Here is a 21,059-nt window from a genome sequence, read left to right as displayed (position 1 = left end):
TCGGGGCGATGACATATCCACGAGCCGATGAAATATCCGATCCGATGGCGGTCGCTAGGCGGGCAGAGTGGCGATAGCCGAAATGGTCATGCCTCCATCGAAGGGATGGGGCCTGCGCGGTGCTGCGCCGCGATGTGGCTGGTGCGAGGCGGGGAGCCGGCGCTGCAAAGCTTCGCCATATCGGATGGATATGCCCGTAATGCCGATTGCCGCTACGCCCGCGCGATCCGTATCCCATTGGCGGACGCTGGCTTCCCAAATGCCGCCAGCGGGGGAAGGTTTGATAACGCCATGAAAGTCGTCGTGCTGTGCAGTCTGGCCTATTCGTTGACCAATTTCCGCGGCAATCTGTTGCGTGCCATGCGCGCCAACGGCCACCAGGTCATCGCGGTGGCCCCCGATTACGATCCCGCCGTCGCCAAGGAGCTGGCCGACAGCGGGATCGCGTTCAGGGTCATCCCGATGCAGCGAGCGGCCGTTAATCCATTCGCCGACATCCGCCTTCTTGTTGCCTATTTCTGGCTGATGCTGCGCGAGCGCCCGCAGCTCGTTCTGGCCTATACGCAAAAGCCGATCATCTACGGCGGGCTGGCCTCCCGCCTCGCTGCCGTGCCGCGGTTCTATGCGCTGATGACGGGACTGGGCCACGTTTTCAGCGCCGGAAGCAGCGTGAACCCGGCAGTCAGGCGCCTTGCGGCCGCGCTGTACCGGGCAGCTATCCGCCGGGCGCGCGCGATTTTCGTGTTCAACGCGGATGACCGCAAGGACATGATCGCACTTGGCATCATCGACCAGGCCCGGAAGGTGATCCGCGTTCCGGGCTCGGGGGTGGATCTGGCAAAATTCGAAGCACGACCCGTTCCGGCAGGGCCGCCCTTGTTTCTGATGATTGCGCGCCTGCTGCGCAACAAGGGTATCGCCGAATTCGCCGAGGCTTCGGCACTGGTCAGGCAAGCGCACCCGGACGCGCGTTTTGCGGTCCTCGGACATCTCGACGACCAAAACCCCGAAGGCTTCGGCCGGGCCGAAATTGCCGAAATTGCGCGCCGCTACCCGGTCGATTTCCTCGCGGGAACATCCGATGTCCGGCCCTGTCTGGCCGATGCGGCGGTTTTCGTTCTTCCCTCCTATTACCGCGAAGGGCTGCCGCGGACGATCCTCGAAGCGATGGCGACAGGCCGGGCAGTGATTACCACCGACCAGCCGGGTTGCCGTGATCCGATCGAGGAGGGGGGCAACGGCTTTCTTGTGCCCCCGCGCGATCCGCGCGCGCTGGCCGCTGCCATGATACGGTTTGCCGAAGACCCGATGCTTGCCGTGCGCATGGGTGCGCGATCCCGCGAGATCGCCGAGGCAAGCTACAGCGATGCGCTCGTCAACCGGATGCTGCTCGATGCGATGGATCTGGCACCCGCATCATATCGGTTCGCGCCCAGACAGGCGGACAGCACGCCGGCAGACGCGCGTCTTCCGGGGGCGGATGCCGCAGCTGATCCTGTCGTCTGATGCGGGCAGCGGTCATCGGGGCGGTCGGCAGCACCGCGGTACTTCTGGACGCATTGCGCGATGCCGTTGGCTGGGAGGTGCCGATCATCGTCACGTTGCCAACGGACCAGTATCACCGCCATTCCGATGTGGTCGAACTCGCCCCCTATGCCAAGACGCTGGGGGCCAGACTGTACCGCACGGCAAAGACGAACGATCCTGCAACGCTTGCGGCGATCGAAGCTGCCCGCCCCGATTATCTCTTCGTGGTTGGTTGGTCGCAGCTGTGTTCGGACGCGTTCCTCGCTTTGCGACCCGGGAAGGTCATCGGCTATCATCCGTCGGCCTTGCCCCGATTGCGTGGCCGCGGCGTGCTTGGCTGGACAATCCTGCTTGACGAAAGGATCACTGCCGGAAGCCTGTTCTGGATGGCAGGCGGGGTCGACGACGGCGATCTGCTAGCCCAGAAATTCTTTCATCTGGCCGGCGATACCACGGTTGCCGAGCTTTACGACCGACACATGGAATGCCTGCGCGAAATGCTCGCAGAGGTTTTGCCGATGCTGCAGATCGGCACGGAGCGGCGCGTCAAACAGGACGAACGCTTTGCGACATGGGCGACAAGGCGCACACCTGCCGACGGGCTTATATCTTGGCATAGAAGCGCGCGGGACATCGACCGGCTGGTTCGCGCGGCAGGTCGCCCCTATCCCGGGGCATTCTGCTATGCGCGCGGGCGCAAACTGGTGGTCTCGGCCAGCAGGATCGAGCCGGATGAAAAGCGATACCACGCGATCATCGGCCAGATTGTCGAACGCAGCGATCGTGGTCTTTGCGTCCAGACCGCGGACGGCATGCTGCTGCTGACTGATTGGGAAATCGAAGGCGGCGACGCCCCTCCCCTTCACACCGTGCTGCGGAGCGACCCTGGCCATGATTGAAACATTCGGGCGCGTGCTGGTCGTTGCCCCCCACCCCGACGATGAGGTGCTGGGGTGCGGCGGAACGATTGCGCGGCTGACGGCCACGGGCATTGAGGTTCATGTCCTGGTCGCAACCGTAGGCAAGCCTCCGCGCTATACCGCCGACAGCGTCGCGCAGGTTCAGGCCGAAATGCGCCGCGCGCATGCGGTTCTGGGCGTGCACGAGACGCATCTGCTCGATCTTCCGGCGGCCGAGCTCGACACGGTTCCTGCCAGCCGCATCAATGCAGCGGTCGGCGACGTCATCGCCGGCGTGCAACCCGACACGCTGTTCCTGCCATTTTTCGGCGATATCCACACCGATCATCAGCTCATCTTTACCGCGGCGATGGTCGCAGCCCGGCCGCGCAGCACGACAGCCGCGCGGCGTATCCTGTGTTACGAAACCCTCTCGGAAACCAACTGGTATGCGCCGCCGGTGACACCAGCTTTCGTGCCGGACATATTCATCGGTATCTCCGACACTCTCGAACGGAAGATCGAAGCTTTCCGGCACTTCGAGAGCCAGGTCCGACCGTTCCCGGACGAACGCTCGGTCGAAGCGATCGAGGCGCTTGCGCGGCTGCGGGGTGCCACAGCATTCCTGTTCGCAGCGGAAGCTTTTGTAAATATTCGCCAAATTATCCAGTAATCGTTCGTCGCGAAAATTTTTCTCCAAGTATTCAATACGATATTTAAGATGACGATTCGCGGTCTGACAGCAAAACCCGACCAATGCACTTGGCGGTTTGCCGGATCGCAACATATCTTTTGGCGAATTACTGGTCGATCCGCCGATTATTTGCCACGTCTTGGCCGACATCGGACACGTCTGCGCCATGGGACGGTTGCCCGAAAATCCTGATCGATTGTAGCGGCGTGCCCGATCCACTCGGATCAGTCGCGCTCCCCCCCTTCGGACAGGTCGATGCCCACCAAACCTTTCGTCTCAATGCCGTTGCTCGCGGCCACGCTGCTTTCGCTTAACGCCTGTGGAGGAGAGGACACCGCCGGGCCTCCATCCCCGACCGGAGGGGCGGCCACGCTGACACCCAGCGTCCCCCCGGTGGCAACGACCGCGCTGAGCGCGACGACGACACTGACCTCCGGAACAGGCACTGCGGATGCGTTCACAAACCCCGACAACGGCAACATCCCCGACCGGGCGAAACATCCGCTGGCGTTCCCCACCGCCATCGGCTTCGGAAGTGCCACATCGGTGCGTGCTTCCAATGCTGTCGTCTACAAGATCAACTCGCTCGAAGACAGCGCGGTTCAGGGCGATGGCAAGATCACCTATCGCGAATGTGCGCTGGCCCTGCCGGTTACCTCGCCCTACCAGATTCCCGGCGGCCGGCCGCGCTATTGCGTCTTCGAAGTGGCAGGCGCGATCGTCATCCAGTCGCCGATCCGCATTACGACCCCGCGCATCTACATTGCCGGACAGACTTCGCCTGGCGGTATCGAATTGCGGCTCGGGGCGAACTACAACCCGGTCGATGCGCTGATCGACACGCGGCGCGGCGGGGACCACATGATCCTGCGCCATATCCGCGCCAGACTGGGCGAACATCCCGGTCGCACATCGATCAACGGGGATCCGATCCGCATCAACGTGTCGAAATACCAGATCATCGATCACGTTTCGTCGATGTTCGGGACGGACGAAAGCCTCGAGCTCGCCGATTGCACGAACTGCACCGTGCAATGGTCGATCATCGGCCCGAACATCTGCCGCAATGCGGGCCACACGTCTGCGCTGCACTGCAAGACCTTCTTCATCAAGCCGGGCAACCGCGTCTCGATCGCCTACAATCTTACCCAGCATGGCGAACAGCGCGGGATGAACCTTGCTCCCGGCGTGAGCCCGGTGACCGCTGGCACGACAAGTCAGGCCGATATTTTCAACAACGTCATGTATCACTTCGTCGAAGAAAACGGTCTGCTGTCGAACCAGTTTGCAAGTCCTTACGCAAACTACATCGGCAATGTTTACCTGCGCGGACCGCGATATCAGGCGAGCCAGCCCAATTATCTTCTTGCGCTCTACAGCGGCGCGACATCCAATCCGCGCGGTTTCAGTGTCTACATGAAGGACAACGTCACCCCGCGCCGCAGGATGGCGGGCCAGTTCGGTCAAAGCGTTACCGATCCGTTCCTGCGCAGCGTCGGCCTTTTTCCGGGTGTTTCGGCAGGCCAGGTCTGCGGTCTCAACACCGATGGCAGCGTGAACTGTTCGATCACCGGCCTCAACGTGGTGAAAGACACAAGCCCCGTCAGAGCGCCCGGCGTAACCGCGCAAGCGTTCGAGCCGTGGATGATTTCGACGCCGGAACAGGCGATGCGCAACGTGCTCGCGTTTTCGGGCGCCGATTTATGCCGCCACGGCAGCTGCCGCGACAATGTCGATGCGCTTTATGTCGAAGATGTGCGAACCTGCGACCGCGCGCCCTATCTGTTCGAAACCGGCTGGACGTCACGCGTTGTGGATTCGGGCGGATTTGCGAAGCTTTCGACCAGCGGCGCAGTGCCTTCCGATCAGGACAAGGACGGCATGCCCGATGCCTGGGAGCGCCTGTATTCCGGCACCAATCCGGCGGTGTGGGATGCAAACGCCGATCCCGACGGCGACGGCTATCCCAATATCGAGGAATATCTCAATCTGCTCGCCAACGAGCATACGCGGTATCGGGGGATCTACACAGCCGGTACCGGAACGCTTCCGGCCTATAACTGCGGCCGGCCGATGGCCTGACATGCGGTGTGTGGGGGCGAAGGCACAGCGCCTTCCCCCCGCCGCCTTCAGCTGCCGACGAGGAATTTGGATCTGTTGCCCGCAGCGATCTTCACGACGTGAACGACCAGCCATGTCAGCACCAGCGCTGTAACGAATGACGCCATGACAGCGAGCACCAGCGCCCATGCCGGATTGCCTGCCGGAACCAGCGGGCCGATCACGCCTACAATCGGGCGAAGCAGCGGCGCGTGCAGGAAATAGATCCCGAACGAATAGGCGGCGATCCGGTCCAGCGCACGCCGCGCGGCCGGGCCGAGCGACCCCATTCCAGCCCGCAGCCCGATCAGCATCAGAACGGCAAGGCTCATCCGCAGCACATAGATCGCGCTTTCGCGGAACGAAACCGGCCCTGCAAACTCGATCCCCGAACGGTCCAGCAACCACACCGTGACAGCCGCGCCTGCGGCGACAAACGAAAGCGGGGCGATGCTGCGTGACAGGCGCGCGAGGATCCTCTCGGGATCGCGTCCGATGACAAGGCCCGCCGTGTAAACGCCGGAGAAATACACCAGCATCGCAATGGTGATATCTGTCGCGGTCCGCGAAAACACCAAGGGCAGGCAAACCATCGTCACCGCGAATACGCGGCCCGTGCGCGGATTTTCCACCGCCCGCAAAAGCAATGGGCTGATCAGGTAAAGGATCGCCACGACCGGAATGTACCACAGATGATTCCAGGCATCGCCGGTCAGGATATTGCCGATGATCCGAAGCAGCGCTTCATGGGCGCGGGGCCATTCGCCGCTGCGGCGGGCCGCCATCGCAAGCATGAGCGCGGTCAGCCCCGTCGACACCAGGACGTAGGGAATGATGACCGCCTCGAAGCGGGAACGCAGAAAGGCGGCGTGCGGCTTGTCGTGAAGGCGATAGGCGTAAAGTATGCCCGATATCAGCGCGAAGTAGACGGTCGCGTTGTGCGACAGGATGTGAAAAGCCGTCCAGACCGGTGAGAACGCGTCAGGGGTCAGCGCGACACCGCGTTGCAACATCGCATTGTTGGCGTGGATCAGCACGACGAATATGATCGCCACCCCGCGAAATCCGTCGAGGTATTCGAGACGAGCCGCCTTAGCCGGGGCCGAGGACTGCACCGCCGCCGGGATCGATCCCACTGAAAGCTCTATCCCGCCGCTCATCGCGCATTCCGTGAGAGGGTGCGTGGCAATACGATCGCTGCGGGGTGTTCGCGCGGGAGCATGCTCGCCGGGGGATCGGGACAGCAAACCGCCGGATCGAACGAGCGTTTATCGTGGAGCGGTGGCAGGTTGACCGCAAGGCTGGCGGCAGCCGCCGCTCCGGCCCAGGCAGCAACGCCGCGAAAATCGGGCGATGCGGCGAAAAACACGGCAAGCAGCCACTGCGGACTGTAAAGCAACGCTTCGTCCGGGTTGAACAACAGATAGAACAACAGGATCAGCGCCACTGCGGCAAGGATACCGCCGACTTCTGCTCCGCGCGCCTTGCGCGCCGAGCGCGCGATGCCTGCGATCAAAAGCGTGATCACCGATGTCCACGCGATCACAGCAATCGGACGGTCGAAAAGTGCGAACAGGTGTTCGACCACAAAGCGGCACTGGATGAAATCGAGCGGTGCGACAAACGAGAACACCAGCACTGCGGCGGCATAGTTTGCCAGAGTTTGCACGTCGGTCAGGTTGTCCGGACTGGCATAACGGCCGAGATAATCGCGGTGCCACGCGGTCCCGCCCACGCCTTCGGCGACAATTGCCGGGGCGATGACTGCAAGCAAGGTCATCAGCATCGGCAAAACGATACAAAGGCCGAGCTTGCGCCGGTCCGCCCGGCTGCCGGGCTTCAGCGGCAGGCAGGCATAATAGACCAGCATGAAGGCAATCGCCGGAGCGTTGGCGAGCGCGAGCCCCGCGCCGACAGCGCCAGCCATCATCGCGCTTTCGGCCGTATGTCCGGCTGCGATCGCGGCCGCTGCGGGAAGGATCAGGCAGGCGACTGCGATCATCAAGACGGTAACGCCGTAAGTCTCGACGATGCCGGAATGCGTTATCAAACCGAAACTCGACATCGCGAGGGCGGTGAAAGCTGCCGATGCAAGCCGCGCCATTTTCGCCTGGCGAAAATAGAGGAATGCGGCCCCTGCGCCGCCGCCCCAGATCGCGGCCATGGCCAGCCCCGCCGCGATCCGTTCGGGCACGCCTGCAAAAGCGAGCGGCTTTGACAGCGCCCCGACCAGCAGGACTGCGAGCGTATGCTTTTTCACCCCTAGGCCCAAGGGATTGCCGGCATCGAGCCACATCGCGTAGGTCGCGGAATCGGCACCGAAAATGCAGTTGTTGACGATGGTTGCCAGCTGGGTGTCCCTGATCCGCCACGCCGACACTGCCGTCATCATCAGCCCGGTGGCAATCGCGGCATACATGTCCCTGGAATCCAGCCCGGAAAAATACGCGCGCAGTTCCTGCAGCACCGCAATCGCGCGGTGCGCGGGCTGCGCTTCGGGGTCTGCCGGGATGCGCATGTCAGACCGCAGCAAAAGCGATCAGCGCCACAGCCAGCGTGCAAATCTGACTTTTGCGATCCTTGAAGGTGAAAACCACCGGGTCTTCCCTGATCTTGCCGCGGTTCGCCAACAGGATCATGCGCAGCAGCCAGAAAACAATCACCGGCACGACAAGCCACAGCGTATCGGGATTGCGGTAACTTTCCGTGACGGTCTTTGAATCAATATACCGCATCAGGATCGCGATCGAGGCCATCGCGGAAGCCGCCGAGAACGCCATCAGGACGGGGAAGTCCTCGGTCCTATAGGAGCGCCCGGCCATGCGCCCGTCGACTTCTGCGCGGATCGCAGAAAGGTCCGAGCACCGTTTGACGAGCGCGAGTGACAGGAAAAACAGGCAGCAAAAGCCGAGGATCCAGTTCGATGAATCGATCCCGTCGAATTGCGCGCCGATCGCCTCGTCGCCTGCGACAATCCGCAAGACGTAAAGACAGGCGATCGTCACGACATCGATCGCCAGCATCCGCTTCAGCACCAGCGAGTAGGCAAGAGAGCCAGCCACATAGAGCAGCAGGGCAACCCCGAACTGCCATGGCAGGCGGGTTGCAAGCAGAGCCGCCGCCATCCCGAGTGCGGCTATGAGCGCAAAGCCCGCAGGCGGCGACATCTGGCCAGATGCAAACACCCTGTACCGCTTGTGATGGTGATTGCGGTCGGCTTCGCGGTCGACAAGGTCGTTGACGACATAGGTTGCCGAAGCAGCGAGGCAGAAGGCGACGAAAGCCGTCGCCGCGTCGAAGACTGTCTGCGCGTCGAATGACCGGGTGACCGATACGGGGGCGAAGATCAGCAGGTTCTTCGACCATTGCGGGACACGTAGCGCCGAGACAATATTCCGCCACAACATGCTGTTGGACGATCTGCCGTGTATCGGCATGCCTTCCATCGCTCTTTGGTCTGCCTTGCTCACGGGTGTCAGCGCCTTTGCTTTGTCGTGCTCCTCTCGGGGGTCGCAATCACTATAGGGCGGTTCGTCTTGGCCGGTGTGACCATTCGGGATGATCATCATTGTTGGCAGCGGACGCGGCCCAGTAATCACACCCCGTAATATTCGCGGTACCACGCAACGAACTGCGCGACGCCTTCGCGAAACGGCGTTTGCGGGGCGTAGCCGGTGAGCGCCCTGAGCAGCGAGGCATCAGCCCAGGTCGCGGGCACATCGCCTTTCTGCATCGGCAGGTAGTTGCGGATCGCGGCGCGCCCGCATTCGGCTTCGATCGCCTCGACGAAATCGAGCAACCGCACCTTGTCGCCATTGCCGATATTGACCACGCGGTAGGGCGCAGCCGGGGAAAGGCTGTCGCCGTCCGCGATGTCCTCCGGGCTCTCGGGCCGCACCGGGGCGGCATCGATCAGCAGCCGGATCCCGCGCACCAGATCGGTAACGTAAGTGAAATCGCGGTACATCGCGCCGTCGTTGTAGATGTCGATCGGCGTGCCTTCGAGGATCCCGCGCGTGAACTTGAACAGCGCCATGTCGGGCCGTCCCCAGGGCCCGTAGACCGTGAAGAACCGGAACATCGTGGTCGGCAGGTTCCAGAGGTGCGCGTAGGAATGCGCCATCGCCTCGTTCGCCTTCTTGGTCGCGGCGTAGAGCGTGAGCGGCGTGTCGACCTTCTGCGCTTCGCGGAACGGCATGTCGGTCTCGGCCCCGTAAACCGATGAGGTCGAGGCCATCAGCAGGTGTTGGACGCCAAGCTCGCGCGCGCATTCCATCACGTTGAACGCGCCGACCAGATTGGCATCGACATAGGCACGCGGGTTTTCGAGGCTGTAGCGCACCCCCGCCTGCGCGGCGAGATGAACGATCACATCGGGCTTTTCCGCCAGCGCCAGCGCGTGCAGTGTCTCGAAATCCTCCAGCAGCCCCTCGGTGCAGGAAAAGTTCGGATGCTGGAGCAGCATCTGGTGCCGCCGCTGTTTCAGCCGGACATCGTAATAGTCCGTCATCCCGTCATAACCGACGACGCGGAACCCCTCGGCCAGCAACAGCGCCGACAGGTGATACCCGATGAACCCGGCTGACCCCGTGACGAAAACAGTGCGCATTTCGGTCGCCCCCCTTCCGGCTCCTTGCCGCTTCGCCAATGCCCCCTCACACACCGGCGCGAGAAAAGCCGGGTTCCGGCATCGCATCCGGGCACCGGTCTTGTGCTGTTGCGCAAGGCGAGGAATACCCGACGAAATCAGCCGCAGAACGCCATAGCCCGCAGCGCCTGCCATTCAAACGCGCGACAGGGGTTGATATCTTTATTTCCGGCGATGCCAGTTGGACCCTAGGAACACGGTCAAATGGATTAGCCGAGAGGCCAAACTGGCGATACGCCAGCCCGTCCGGATCAGGCTGTCGGCTGCGATCAGGCCGGCGATATCCGCCAGCGGCGCTCCGCGAGCCATAATGCGCTACTTGCCGCGAGCCAGCCAAGCAGCCACGGCCATGCCGGACCGCGCCTTTCGGTGTCTTGCGCGCTCGTCGCGGTGCCCGATCGCTGCGTCGCAGCCCATCGCGCGGTCGCTTCGCCGGTTTGGGCCGCGCGCATGGCACCAAATCTTTGTGCAGGCACAACGGCAAAATCCCATGTCCGCTCGCCCTGCTCGCCCGGCTGGATGATCGTGTGGACCCCAGTGCGTTCAGGCCAATAGGCAGCGCAGCCGCGCGGGCCTGCGCGCGGGTCGATCGCCAGCGCGGTTTCTCGCCCGTCGGGTGCGCGCACGCGCGGCGCGCCCGTCAACCCGCACAAGGCGGTGCGTTCGCCGGTCATGACCAGCGGCGCGGTCTCGGCCCGGAATGCGCGGGTGGGCCGGGCCACGGCGCTCACCATCGTGCTCCACCACTGGTAATAGCGTTCCTGCTGCCCGCCCAGCACCAGCGCAAAACTGCCCGCCACCGCCCACAGTCCGGCGCGCCCCTGCCCGCGCTGCTGCCATCCGGCGAGCACCGCGCCTTCGGCATCGCGCAGCGCGGGCACGAAATCGCCCCCTCCCCGCACCGCGAAACGCGCCAGATCCGGCATGGGGTCTTCAAGCGTGTTGAGCGATGCCGGAACCTCTCCAGCTGCCGGTCCGCGGCGCACAGCGAGCGTTTCGGCATCCTCGGCGAGCGGTGCCAGCGCGAGCGGCACGGCATCGCCCCCGCCGCCGACATCGATGCCCAGCGCGCGCCAGTTCTGCCGCGCCGCGCCGGTCGCGGGCCCCGTCATCCGCACCACGACGCCGAGCCCGCCCGCCACCGCCCGCGCCAGCGCCGCCCGCGTTCCGCCGCCCAGCGCGCTATCGTCGATGATCACCACATCGGCCTTGGCCAGCGCGCCCGGATCGAGGCGCGCGCCGCCATCGCCCAGATCCACGCCCCCGCCCGCTGCCAGACTGATCGCAACGTCCAGCCCCGCGTCTTCGGCCCAGCGGCGCAGATACTTGTTCTCGGGCGATGGCGCACCGATCAACAGCAGGCGCACCGGTTCGGGCTCGGCCAGTGTGCGCAGCGGCACCGGCGTTTCGGATACCGTGCTGCCATCGTTGCTCCGCAGCCGCAGCGTGAACAGCGTCAGACCCGGCGCGCGCGCGGCAGCGCCGAGCGTGAAGCCGCCATCATCACCGATCACTCGGCGATCCACCCGCGCGCCCGAAGGATCGAGCAATTCGGCCCAGCCGCCTGCAAGCCCGTGTGCCGCGCCGCCGAGCACGAAGACCGCGCCCGCCGGCGTATCGGCGGGAGGGTCGAGCCGCACCAGACCGCGCGGCGCCGGCAGCGGGGTAAAGCGGGTGGGGAGGCCGGCGGCCTGTTCGCGGTCGCGCGATGTGAGCCCGCGCCCAAGGATCGTGAGCGCGGAGCCGCGCGGGTGGCGGCGCAGCGCGGTTGCCAGATCGGGGACACGCTCGGCCCCGGAAATCGGCGGGGCTTCGGGCAGTGCGATCAGCCGCTCGCCGACCCCTGCTTTGGTGGTCGCAGGCGTTTCGGCGGTGGCAATGATCAGCCGTTCGCCTCCCAAGGGAAGCATCGGCGGGAACAGCGTGAGGTATAGCAGCGCGCCGCTGGCCAATGTCAGCAAGGCAAGCGCGGCGGTGCGCAGGTCGCGGCGCATCACCAGCCAGCGAATTGCGGCAAGCGCCGCGCCAGCACCGATCAGCACCGCAGCAAGGGTTTCGGGCGCTGGCATCATCGCAGGCCCCCGGCATAGCGGCGGCCCATATCACCGCCATCCGGACGCCGCCGCACTGTCGCAGGGGGCCGCGTGAGCACGCTCCACAACTGCGCGCGCAGTTTTTCGCGCGCGGCCTTGGATGATGGCGCGCTGCGCAGGCCATCGACCGCGGCCAGCACGCTCAGCGGATCGCGCAGCCGCGCGCTGTTGACGCGCAGCCACTGGTCGAGCCCGGCCAGATCGATCGCGCCCGCCGCCGCCAGCGCGCGCCACGCGGTTGCCGGCACCGCATCGGCGATCGCAAACGGCTCCAGCACCGCGCCGCGCCCGACGATGCCTTCGCGCTTGCCCGTCATCCGCCGCGCCATATCGACCGGCGGCAACTGCGTGCCCACGCGCGGCAGATAGATCCGCGTCGCCTGCTGGATACGCTTGATGTAATCGAGCGCGGTGTTCTCGAACGGCAGCGCGGCCTCGGGCTTGCCGGTGCGCAGATTGACCTCTGCCTCCCACATCGCATCGAGCGCCAGCTTCAAGAGCGCGCGGGTATCGGGATCGAGCAGCGTCGCCGCTTCGCTTTCGTCATGCGTATGGCCGAATTCGGCGAGCACATTGCCGAGCCCGCCGAAGGTCGGGTTTTCGGGCGCTTCGCCGTGATCGTGGCCGTCGCCGTCGTAATGATCGGGCTCGGGCGGCGCGCCATCTTCCTTGTCGCTGACGGGCAGCGGCGGGCGCGGGGTTTCCTCCGCTTCCATGCCAACGAACTGTCCGTATCGCAGCCGCAGCAGCCGCTGATCGACCCCGATCGTGTCGGAGCGGACGAGGAATTCGTCGGCGGAAAGGCTGCGGCGCTGGCGGATCAGCGCCTCGGTATCGATGATGACTTGCCGCTGGCTGCGGAAATAGGCGGGCATCTGCTGCTTCGCCATGAGGTCGAGACCCGCCACCTCGGCGAGTCTGGGCGCCGGGTAGCGAAGGATCACGCCCGGCCCGCGCACCACTTGCGGCGCGCCTTCGCGGGTGTCGGCAACGGTCAGTTGCACCACCAGATCGCTCCCGGGCTGAAGGCCGAATCCGCCAAGCGGCAGGTTGATCGCAAAGCGGCGGCGGCGCGGATCGCCGGTTCCGGTGACGGTGATGCTGCGCTCGGCAAAACGCACGTTCTCGCCCTCGCCGATCGCGGTGGTGATCGCGGCGCGAGCCCCCGCCGCGACCGCGTAATCGTCCGATGCCTCGAACACCACGCGCCAGCGGCTCTGCCCCGGGCGCATCGTGGCAAGGCCCGAGGCAGGCTCGATCACGCGCACCTGCGGGGGATCATCCGCGATGGGTTCGAGCCGGTGCACGGGCTGCTGTGCGCCGAGGCCCTCGGCGGTCAGGCGATAGAGCGAAGGGATGTCGAGCCGCACTCCGCCCACCCATCCCTCACTCGCGCGTGTGAGCGGGATCGCCTGACCCCCGACCAGTTGCACGGCGGCGGCGGCGGGTTCGGGATCGAAGGCAAAAGTCCACTCGATCCGCGAACCCTGCGGCGCACGGATGTCGAGGCTGTCGGAATAGCGCGGCGGCAGGCGCGTGTAGGCAGGCGGGATGATCCGCACGCGCTGGCCGACAAGCCGCGGCGCGCCAGGCGCGGCGGGGGCCGTGGCCGGGTCCGCCGGGGAAAGCGGGGGCACCGCAGGCTCTTGCGAATACCATACTGCAATCGCTGCAAGCGCAGCAGCGGCTAGCATCCAGGCCAGCGCGATGCGGCGCTGCGCCAGATCATCGGCAAGGCCGGCGGGGTCGAGCGCGGCAATCCGCGCAGCGATGCGCCGCGCCTGAAGCTGTTCGATCCCGGCGAGCGGCTGCCCGCCGAAGACCAGCGCGGCGCTGTCCTCTAGCGCGGCTTCGCGCGCGTTAAGACGCAGGATCAGCCACTGCGCATCGAACCGCGCAGCCGCAGCGCGCGCCGCCCAAACAACGGCAAGCGCGCTGACCACCAGCATCGCCACGGTTGACCACGTACCGGCCAGCACGAACACCAGCGCGGCACAAACCAACGCCAGCGGGCTCCACACAAGCACAGCGCCGAGTGCCGCGCGGCGGCGGGCGGGCGCAAGCCAGTGCGCGGGATCGGGCATGTTGCTCACGGCGCGAACCGCGCGGCGCGGCTGGCGATCCAGCGTTCGGCGAGGAACAACGCGGCGATGAGTAGCGCAAACCATTCGCCAAGCTCGCGCGGCAGAAGCGGAAAGGGCGCTGCTCCTGCCATCGGCGCAAAGCCCGCCGCATCGACACGCGCGGGCGCTGGCGCAGGGGCGGCGATCATATCGCGCAAGGCTGCCGGAAAGCTCCCCGCGACCAGATCGGGCATGGCAGCAGGCGCAAGCGGCCGCGTGAAACGGATCAGCCTGCCTTCGCCCAGCGCCCCGCCTTCGGCCAGCACCGCCCCGCCCTCGTCCCGCCACAGCGGCGCGGTGGTGGCAGGCATGGCGATCTCGGCCTCGGCGGCGAGCAGCGCGGTGCCACCGGCGCTGACCCAGTCGCTGACAGCCGCAGGCACGCGGCCCGGCTTCAGCCATACCAGCACCGTGCCGCGCTCCGGCAGATCGCTTGCGGTCGAGGCATCGAAACCGGCCTTCCCGCCCCACGCTGATGAGGCCGCGCGGAAGAACCGCAAGGCGCCGCTTTTCCCTTCGGCGTAACGCAGCGCAAGCGCAGGCACGGGCGGCGCAGCGGGGGCGGCGGCGGCGGCGGGCGCGGCGATGATGCGCCAGTCGACATTGCGGGTCAGCCGCAGCTTTTCGGCATCGACGCTGCCAAGAACCGGCGGGACGAGGATCGTCAGCGCAGCACCTTCCGGCAGTTCGGCATCATACTGGCGGATCAGACTGGACACCGGGATCAAGGCAGAGGCGGGCGAAGTGCGCTCGCCCACCAGCGGAAAACCCGGTGCGATCCAGCGCAGGTCGGCTTCCTCCCCGGCAGCCGCGCGTGCAGCGGCAACATCCACCCCCGGCGCGGCGAGCACGCGGGGGCCATCATCCTCCCACCCCAGCACCGCGGGCCGCGCGAGCAGCAATGCGAGGGCGGCAACGATCAGCAAGCGCAGCGCCAGCAGCAGCCATTCGTCGAGCCGCAGCCGGCTGCGTGGACGCGGGCGCGGATCGAGCCAGCGCAGCGCCGCAAAATCGAGCGGAATCTCCTCGGTGCGGCGGTGAATATGGATTGCCAGCGGCACCGCGAGCGCGGCCAGCGCCAGCAGGCCCAGCGGCGCAAGCAGCAGCGGTGTCATGCGGCGCGGCCCTTGGCTGCGAAGAACGACTGCAACGGCGCATCGACCGGCTGGTCGAGCACATAGGCGGCGTGGCGGATTCCAGCGGCATCGAGCCGCGCAGCCAAGGCTTCGCGCGCAGCGGCAAAGCGCTCGAGGAAGGTTTCGCGCAGCATCGCGCCGTCGGTCACCAGTTCCTCGCCCGTTTCGGGGTCGCGAAACCGGAAGCCGCCATGGAAGGGAAAGTCACGCTCTTCGGCGGTGAGCATCTGCACGCTGAGAACCTCGCGCCCGGCGCGCGCGAGACGTTCGATCATCGCGATCCCGCCCTCGTCGAAACAGTCGGACAGGAAAATCACGAGATCGCGCGCGGCGATCCGGTTCCACAAGGGCGCGAGCGTTGCTGAGTCGGCAAAGGTGCCGCTTGCGCCAAGCCGCGCAAAATCGACCTGCATCCGCGCCATCTGTGCGCGCCCGCGGCGGGGATCGGCAAGCCCCAGCGCGCCTTGCTTCGGCGTGATCCAGCCAAAGCGATCGCCCTGCATCGTGGCGAGTTCGGCGATGCACAGCGCGATGAGCTTGGCTGCATCGAGCCGCGACCAACCGGGCCGGGCGCGGTCGGCCTGCGCCATCGAGGCGCTGGCATCGATCAGTACCCAGACCGAAACCGGGCTTTCCTGCTCGGCCTCGCGGACGAAGAACCGGTCCGAGCGCGCGAACAGTTTCCAATCGATCCGGCGGGGCTCGTCGCCGGGTTCGTAGCTGCGGTATTGCGAGAATTCGATACCCGAACCCTTGTTGCGGCTGGCGTGCATCCCGAACCCGGCATCGCCCCTGTCGCGCCGGGTGCGCAAGGCGAGCCGCCGCAGCCGGCTGCGCACCTCGGGCGGGATGGTGAGCGGCGCGCGGGTCATTGGGGTCAGGCCGCAGGCGGCGGCAGGTGAGCGAGCAGCGCGGCCACGATATCGTCGGCGCTGCGCCCCTCGGCTTCGGCAGCGAAGGAAAGCAGCATGCGGTGGCGCAGCACGGGGGCGGCCAGCATCGCGATATCCTCGCGCGTGGCGGCAAACCGCCCGTGGAGCAGCGCGCGCGCCTTGGCACACAACACCAGCGCCTGTCCGGCGCGCGGGCCGGCGCCCCAGCGCACGTAATCGGCGACAGCCTGCGGCGCATGCGCATCACCGGGGCGCGTCGCGCGCACCAGCGTGGTGATCCATTCGAGCAGATCGTCGCTCAGATAGACCCCGCGCACATCGGCCTGCAGCGCCAGCACATCGCCCGCTTCCATCACGCAAGGCACCGCCTCCGCCGCCGTGCCCGTCGTCATCGACAGGATCGCGCGCTCTTCAGCAGCGGTGGGATATTCGACGCGTACCAGCAGCAGGAAGCGATCGAGCTGGGCCTCGGGCAGCGGATAGGTGCCCGCCTGTTCGAGCGGGTTCTGCGTCGCCAGCACGAAGAACGGCCGCGGCAATTGATAGGTCTGCCCGCCGTAGCTGACGGTCTTTTCCTGCATCGCTTCCAGCAGCGCCGCCTGCGTCTTGGGGGGCGTGCGGTTGAGTTCGTCGGCGAGCAGCAGGTTGGTGAAAACCGGGCCCTGCTGGAACCGGAAGCTGCGGTGGCCGGTGCCGTGGTCTTCCTCGAGCAGCTCGGTGCCGAGAATATCGGATGGCATAAGATCGGGGGTGAACTGCACCCGCCGGAAATCGAGCCGCAGCGCCTCGCCCAGCGTGCGCACCAGCAGCGTCTTGCCGAGGCCCGGCACGCCTTCGAGCAGGCAATGCCCGCCCGCGAGCAACCCGATCAGCAATTGTTCGACCACATCGCCCTGCCCCACGATCGCGGTCGCAATCGCGCCGCGCAGATCGTCAAGCTTGGCGACGCGCTGTTCGATGGCGGCGGCGCTGTCGGGGGCCTGCTGTGTCACTGGTCAAAACCCTTCAATTGGTCAGCGCATACATCACGATGTTTACCGCAAAGCGCGTGTTGTCGACGGCAAGGAAACGCTTGTTGCGCCAGTCGTAATCCCATTCGCAGCCGTAATCCTTGTTGCTGTAGAGCAAGCCGAGCCGACCATTGATGGTGATGCCCTTCAGGTAGTCATGGACGAGATCGTCGCCCCAACCGTTCAACTCGAAGGACGTCGCCGGCGGCCCGTCGAACTTGAAGAAACTCGAGTAGAGCGGGTGGCTGTTAGGCAACTTCTTCAAGGCGTCGCCTCCGAAAATGCGGCCCATCTGCATCTCGAAGGATTTGGCGAAAAGCCCGTCGATATCGTGGTTGCAATCATCCACGAACACGAAGCCGCCATTCCTGACATAGCGTTCGAAATTGCGCGCCTCGACACCCGAAAACTCGACCGCCTTGTGCCCGGCCAGATAGCAGAACGGGGCGGACAGCATCGCCGGATCGGCAAGGTCGACGACATGCTCCTTGGGGTCGACCCGCAGGCTGGTGTAATCGACCAGCGAGGTGAGGATGTTGGCAGGCATGCGCTGGTCGACATCCCAATCGCCCGAATTGTAGCGCAGCCGCGTGAACCAGAAATCATAGCCGCCCGCCGCAGCCCCGCCCGCTCGCTGAGCAGCGGCCAGCGGCCCGCCCAGCAGCGCACCGCCAGCTATTGAGGCAGCAAGCCGGAGAAAGCCGGCGCGGGTCATGGCTGGATCGCGCATGTCTCCCGCGCCCGCGTTCGCCGCGCCTTCAGACCGCGTCGGAAAGCGAGGTGAAGGTGAAATCGCGCAGCTTCATCGGCGGCAGCATCATCGAGCTGCCCTCGTCCGCCTTGACGCGCACTGTGCGGCCCAGTTCGTCGATGTTGTTGAGCATGATCACCGGGCTTTCGTTGAAGCGGAAGTTCTTGATCGGATACTTCAACTGCCCGTTCTCGATGTAGAAGGTGCCATCGCGGGTGAGGCCGGTAAGCAGCACGGTCTGCGGATCGACCATACGGATATACCAGGTGCGGGTCAGCAGGATGCCGCGCTCGGTCCCGGCGATCAGATCGGCGGTCGACTTGGTGCCGCCTTCCATGATCACATTGCCCCAGCCGGCGGTTTCGGGCTTGCCCTGTTTCTGCGCCCAGAACCGCGAATATTCGAGATTGGCGACCTTGCCGTTCTCGATGATGTTCGTCCGTTTGCGCGGCAGACCCTCAGAGTCCCACGGCAGCACCGGCACCACCGGATTGGCGGGGTCGGTGTAGATATTGACGCGCGGGTCCATGATCTGCTCGCCGATCTTGTTGCCGCCGCCCTGCTTGGACAGGAAGCTGCGCCCTTCGTCGGCCGAGCGGGCATCGAAGAAACCCATCATGAAGCTGATGAGCCCGGCTGCGGCCGCCGGTTCGAGGATCACGGTGTATTTGCCCGGCTCCAGCGCCTGCGCATCGACCGATGCGGCCGCCTTGCGCATCGCAATCTGCACATCGCGGCCCGCATCGAAATCGGCGATGTCCTTGATGCTGCTGCCGACCCAGCCCGATCCGCGCCCGTCTTCGGTGCGCACCGTGCAGGTGTAGTCGGCGCTTGTCGATTGCTGGTATCCGAAATTGCCGTTCGAATTGGCATGCGCGAAGAAACCCGTGGCATCTTCGAGGAAGCCTGCGGCCACCAGCCCCTTTTCGCGGCACGGCGCAATAGAGGCTTCGGCGATCCTGGCGCGCGCTTCGGGTGTCAGCGCTGCGGTCGAGGCGCTGTAGGTATCGGTTGCGCTGTAGCTCTGCTTGCCCACCGCGGGCACAAATTCGGGATTTTCGGGCGCGAGTTTCGCCAGATCCTCCGCGCGGCGCACCACGCGTTCGAGGCTGGCGTCGTCGAACTGGTTGATCGTCGCGGTGCCGACGCGCTTGCCGAATGCGACCTGCACGCCAAGCTCGGTGCTGTCGACGATCCCGGCGGTCGAGATGTCGTTGCGGGCGAACCGGACGTTGCCCGAAATGCCCCCGCCCAGTTGCGCGCTGCATTCGTCGGCGGTGGAATAGGCGATGACCTTGTCGAGGATGGCTTTCGCCTGCGCTTCAGTAAGGATGCTCATGTCTGCTTCTCCTGCGCTGGCTTAACCGAGCGACCGGGCGGTGCTGATGACGTTGATGCCGTCGAAACGGGTGGTCGAGGAGCCGTGGCTCACGGCCGAGACCTGGCTGGGTTGGCCCTTGCCGTCGAAGAACGAGCCGAACAGGCGGTAATCGCTCTCGTCGCAGATGGCCGAACACGCGCCCCAGAATTCGGGGGTGCGCATCTGGTAGGCGACATCCTCGATCATCGGGCCCAGCTTGCCATTCTTGATTTCGTAAAACACCGTTCCGCCGAACTGGGCGTTGTAACGCTGCTGGTCGATCGAGAACGATCCGCGCCCGGCAATATAGATGCCGTTTTCGACACCCGAAATCATGTCCGCGGGGCTCATCTTGGTCTTGCCCGGTGCAAGGCTGACGTTCGCCATCCGCTGGAACTGCACCGAAGACCAGCTGTCGGCATAGCAGCAACCATCGGATTCGTTCTTGCCGACGATGTGTGCCTGATCGCGGATCGTCTGGTAATCGACCAGCACGCCGTCCTTGATGAGATCCCAGCGCTTGGTTTTGACGCCTTCATCGTCATAGCCGACCGCACCGAGCGATCCTGCCTGCGTCTTGTCGGCGAACAGGTTGACGATGTCGCTGCCATATTTGAACGCGGCATCGCGCTTGTCGAGCGTGGCGAAGCTGGTGCCGGCGTAATTCGCCTCGTAACCCAGCACGCGGTCGAGCTCGAGCGGGTGACCGACGCTTTCGTGGATCGTGAGGCCAAGGTGGTTCGGGTCGAGCACGAGGTCATACTTGCCCGGCTTGACCGAGGGCGCCTTCAGCTTTTCGCGCGCATCGCGGGCGGCCGCGACAGCATCTTCCTTCATGTCATAGGAATTGCCATACGTCGTCAGCCCGTTCGACAGCACGAACTTGTCTTCGCTGCGACCATCCATGTATTCCCAGCCCAGCCCCATGGGCGCCGATAGCCCTTCGCGCGAGCGGAACTTGCCCGTGGTCTTGTCGACCGCAGTGACCGTGATCGGCGCCCAGATGCGATGGACGTCCTGATCGATGTATGACCCGTCGGACGAGGCGAAATATTTCTGCTCGTTGACGAGGAACAGCAGCGAGTTGACGAAGCTCGCGCCGGCCCCGAACGCCGCCTCGTTCACGCCCATCAGCAGATCGACCTTGTCGGCGATCGGCACGTCCATCGCATTCTTCTTGATCGGGGTGCGCCAGCTCACCTCGCCCACACCGGGCGTGGGGGCGAGCTGGACGGGCTTGAGCTGCGTGCGCGCATTGGCCTTGGCCATCGCGGTCGCCTGACGCGCGGCATCGGCCACGGCATCTTCGGTCATCGCGTTGGTCGCGGCAAAGCCCCATGCGCCATCGGCAATCACGCGCACGCCGGTGCCGGTGGATTCGGTGTTGACGATATTTTCGACGTTGCGGTCGCGGGTAATCACGAACTGGCGGAGATACCGCCCGACGCGCACGTCGCAATAGGTCGCGCCGGCTGCCTTGGCAGAGGTCAGCGCGGCATCAGACAGACGCTTCTTTACGGCGATGTCGATGCCGTCCTGCAACTGGCTGGCGGCGATCGCCTTCCCGAAAATCGAGGGTGAAAGCGCAGCGCCTGTAAAAAAGGTGCTGAGCGCCAGAAAATCCCGTCTGTCCACTTGCGTAACTCCCCGATCCGGCCGGTCGCGGTGTCCCGGGGCATCCGGTCACTGCGCAAGGCGGTTGTCTTGTTGTGGGGAGAACAAGTGCATGGCGCCGGAAGCATGGTCAAACGCTTTGACCCTGACCCGCATCCGGTCTGCATGCACCCTTGGTGCCGCCCCTCGCCATCATCCATGCAGGCGCGAG

16 protein-coding genes are annotated in these 21,059 nt (G+C 65.2%); 4 read left to right on the top strand and 12 right to left on the bottom strand.

Going from position 1 to position 21,059, the window contains the following annotated elements:
- The first annotated feature begins 291 nt into the window (after positions 1–291).
- The 4 genes from A9D12_RS11245 (at position 292) to A9D12_RS11230 (ending at position 5,202) form a co-directional block, all read left to right on the top strand.
- Positions 292–1,506: a glycosyltransferase family 4 protein gene (locus A9D12_RS11245; RefSeq protein WP_068351886.1), complete on the top strand. Its 1,215-nt coding sequence runs from the start codon at positions 292–294 to the stop codon at positions 1,504–1,506.
- Entirely contained in the window at positions 1,506–2,426 is a 921-nt protein-coding gene (locus A9D12_RS11240) for a methionyl-tRNA formyltransferase (protein ID WP_068351884.1), read from the top strand. Before A9D12_RS11245 ends, A9D12_RS11240 begins: the two co-directional genes overlap by 1 nt.
- Complete coding sequence (locus tag A9D12_RS11235; RefSeq protein ID WP_068351883.1) at positions 2,419–3,099, top strand: PIG-L deacetylase family protein; 681 nt, start codon at positions 2,419–2,421, stop codon at positions 3,097–3,099. The genes A9D12_RS11240 and A9D12_RS11235 overlap by 8 nt, the downstream gene beginning before the upstream one ends.
- A gap of 276 nt (positions 3,100–3,375) precedes the next feature.
- Positions 3,376–5,202 (top strand): hypothetical protein, encoded by a 1,827-nt coding sequence (locus A9D12_RS11230; RefSeq protein ID WP_156522869.1) that lies wholly within the window; start codon positions 3,376–3,378, stop codon positions 5,200–5,202.
- Positions 5,203–5,249: 47 nt separating this feature from the next.
- Here A9D12_RS11230 and A9D12_RS11225 read toward each other — a convergent pair whose 3' ends face one another.
- The 12 genes from A9D12_RS11225 to A9D12_RS11170 all read right to left on the bottom strand — a co-directional run bounded on the left by A9D12_RS11225 (position 5,250) and on the right by A9D12_RS11170 (position 20,869).
- Entirely contained in the window at positions 5,250–6,380 is a 1,131-nt protein-coding gene (locus A9D12_RS11225) for an acyltransferase (RefSeq protein ID WP_082925534.1), read from the bottom strand.
- Positions 6,377–7,738 (bottom strand): hypothetical protein, encoded by a 1,362-nt coding sequence (locus tag A9D12_RS11220; protein WP_068351877.1) that lies wholly within the window; start codon positions 7,736–7,738, stop codon positions 6,377–6,379. The genes A9D12_RS11225 and A9D12_RS11220 overlap by 4 nt, the downstream gene beginning before the upstream one ends.
- 1 nt (position 7,739) lies before the next feature.
- A complete protein-coding gene (locus A9D12_RS11215; protein ID WP_082925533.1) occupies positions 7,740–8,789 on the bottom strand; it encodes a UbiA family prenyltransferase in 1,050 nt (349 codons plus the stop codon).
- 26 nt (positions 8,790–8,815) lie between these two features.
- On the bottom strand, positions 8,816–9,829 hold the full coding sequence (locus A9D12_RS11210) for an NAD-dependent epimerase/dehydratase family protein (RefSeq protein WP_068351873.1): 1,014 nt from the start codon (positions 9,827–9,829) through the stop codon (positions 8,816–8,818).
- Between the two features lie 308 nt (positions 9,830–10,137).
- Complete coding sequence (locus A9D12_RS11205; RefSeq protein ID WP_082925532.1) at positions 10,138–11,940, bottom strand: hypothetical protein; 1,803 nt, start codon at positions 11,938–11,940, stop codon at positions 10,138–10,140.
- Positions 11,937–14,054, bottom strand: coding sequence for a DUF4175 family protein (locus tag A9D12_RS11200; RefSeq protein WP_082925531.1), 2,118 nt, complete (start codon positions 14,052–14,054; stop codon positions 11,937–11,939). Before A9D12_RS11200 ends, A9D12_RS11205 begins: the two co-directional genes overlap by 4 nt.
- Entirely contained in the window at positions 14,051–15,199 is a 1,149-nt protein-coding gene (locus A9D12_RS11195) for a BatA domain-containing protein (RefSeq protein WP_068351871.1), read from the bottom strand. Before A9D12_RS11195 ends, A9D12_RS11200 begins: the two co-directional genes overlap by 4 nt.
- A complete protein-coding gene (locus A9D12_RS11190; protein WP_068351869.1) occupies positions 15,196–16,092 on the bottom strand; it encodes a DUF58 domain-containing protein in 897 nt (298 codons plus the stop codon). The genes A9D12_RS11195 and A9D12_RS11190 overlap by 4 nt, the downstream gene beginning before the upstream one ends.
- A gap of 5 nt (positions 16,093–16,097) precedes the next feature.
- Positions 16,098–17,105 (bottom strand): AAA family ATPase, encoded by a 1,008-nt coding sequence (locus A9D12_RS11185; RefSeq protein WP_068351867.1) that lies wholly within the window; start codon positions 17,103–17,105, stop codon positions 16,098–16,100.
- 13 nt (positions 17,106–17,118) lie between these two features.
- Positions 17,119–17,838 carry a DUF4159 domain-containing protein gene (locus A9D12_RS11180; RefSeq protein WP_068351866.1) on the bottom strand — a complete coding sequence of 240 codons (720 nt, stop codon included), beginning with the start codon at positions 17,836–17,838 and terminating at the stop codon, positions 17,119–17,121.
- A gap of 43 nt (positions 17,839–17,881) precedes the next feature.
- A complete protein-coding gene (locus A9D12_RS11175; RefSeq protein ID WP_068351864.1) occupies positions 17,882–19,213 on the bottom strand; it encodes a TldD/PmbA family protein in 1,332 nt (443 codons plus the stop codon).
- 21 nt (positions 19,214–19,234) lie between these two features.
- A complete protein-coding gene (locus tag A9D12_RS11170; RefSeq protein WP_068351862.1) occupies positions 19,235–20,869 on the bottom strand; it encodes a TldD/PmbA family protein in 1,635 nt (544 codons plus the stop codon).
- Between the last annotated feature and the right edge of the window lie 190 nt (positions 20,870–21,059).

Source organism: Erythrobacter neustonensis, assembly GCF_001663175.1.
GTDB lineage: Bacteria > Pseudomonadota > Alphaproteobacteria > Sphingomonadales > Sphingomonadaceae > Erythrobacter > Erythrobacter neustonensis.
The sequence above is the reverse complement of the archived record's forward strand: the minus strand, read 5'-3'. Positions and strand labels throughout refer to the sequence as shown.

Coding starts and splice junctions, on each gene's coding strand:
- A9D12_RS11205 (WP_082925532.1), bottom strand. CDS start 11,940: ATGATGCCAGCGCCCGAAACCCTTGCTGCGGTGCTGATCGGTGCTGGC.
- A9D12_RS11220 (WP_068351877.1), bottom strand. CDS start 7,738: ATGCGCATCCCGGCAGACCCCGAAGCGCAGCCCGCGCACCGCGCGATT.
- A9D12_RS11235 (WP_068351883.1), top strand. CDS start 2,419: ATGATTGAAACATTCGGGCGCGTGCTGGTCGTTGCCCCCCACCCCGAC.
- A9D12_RS11210 (WP_068351873.1), bottom strand. CDS start 9,829: ATGCGCACTGTTTTCGTCACGGGGTCAGCCGGGTTCATCGGGTATCAC.
- A9D12_RS11240 (WP_068351884.1), top strand. CDS start 1,506: ATGCGGGCAGCGGTCATCGGGGCGGTCGGCAGCACCGCGGTACTTCTG.
- A9D12_RS11215 (WP_082925533.1), bottom strand. CDS start 8,789: ATGATGATCATCCCGAATGGTCACACCGGCCAAGACGAACCGCCCTAT.
- A9D12_RS11225 (WP_082925534.1), bottom strand. CDS start 6,380: ATGAGCGGCGGGATAGAGCTTTCAGTGGGATCGATCCCGGCGGCGGTG.
- A9D12_RS11190 (WP_068351869.1), bottom strand. CDS start 16,092: ATGACCCGCGCGCCGCTCACCATCCCGCCCGAGGTGCGCAGCCGGCTG.
- A9D12_RS11180 (WP_068351866.1), bottom strand. CDS start 17,838: ATGACCCGCGCCGGCTTTCTCCGGCTTGCTGCCTCAATAGCTGGCGGT.
- A9D12_RS11230 (WP_156522869.1), top strand. CDS start 3,376: ATGCCCACCAAACCTTTCGTCTCAATGCCGTTGCTCGCGGCCACGCTG.
- A9D12_RS11245 (WP_068351886.1), top strand. CDS start 292: ATGAAAGTCGTCGTGCTGTGCAGTCTGGCCTATTCGTTGACCAATTTC.
- A9D12_RS11195 (WP_068351871.1), bottom strand. CDS start 15,199: ATGACACCGCTGCTGCTTGCGCCGCTGGGCCTGCTGGCGCTGGCCGCG.
- A9D12_RS11175 (WP_068351864.1), bottom strand. CDS start 19,213: ATGAGCATCCTTACTGAAGCGCAGGCGAAAGCCATCCTCGACAAGGTC.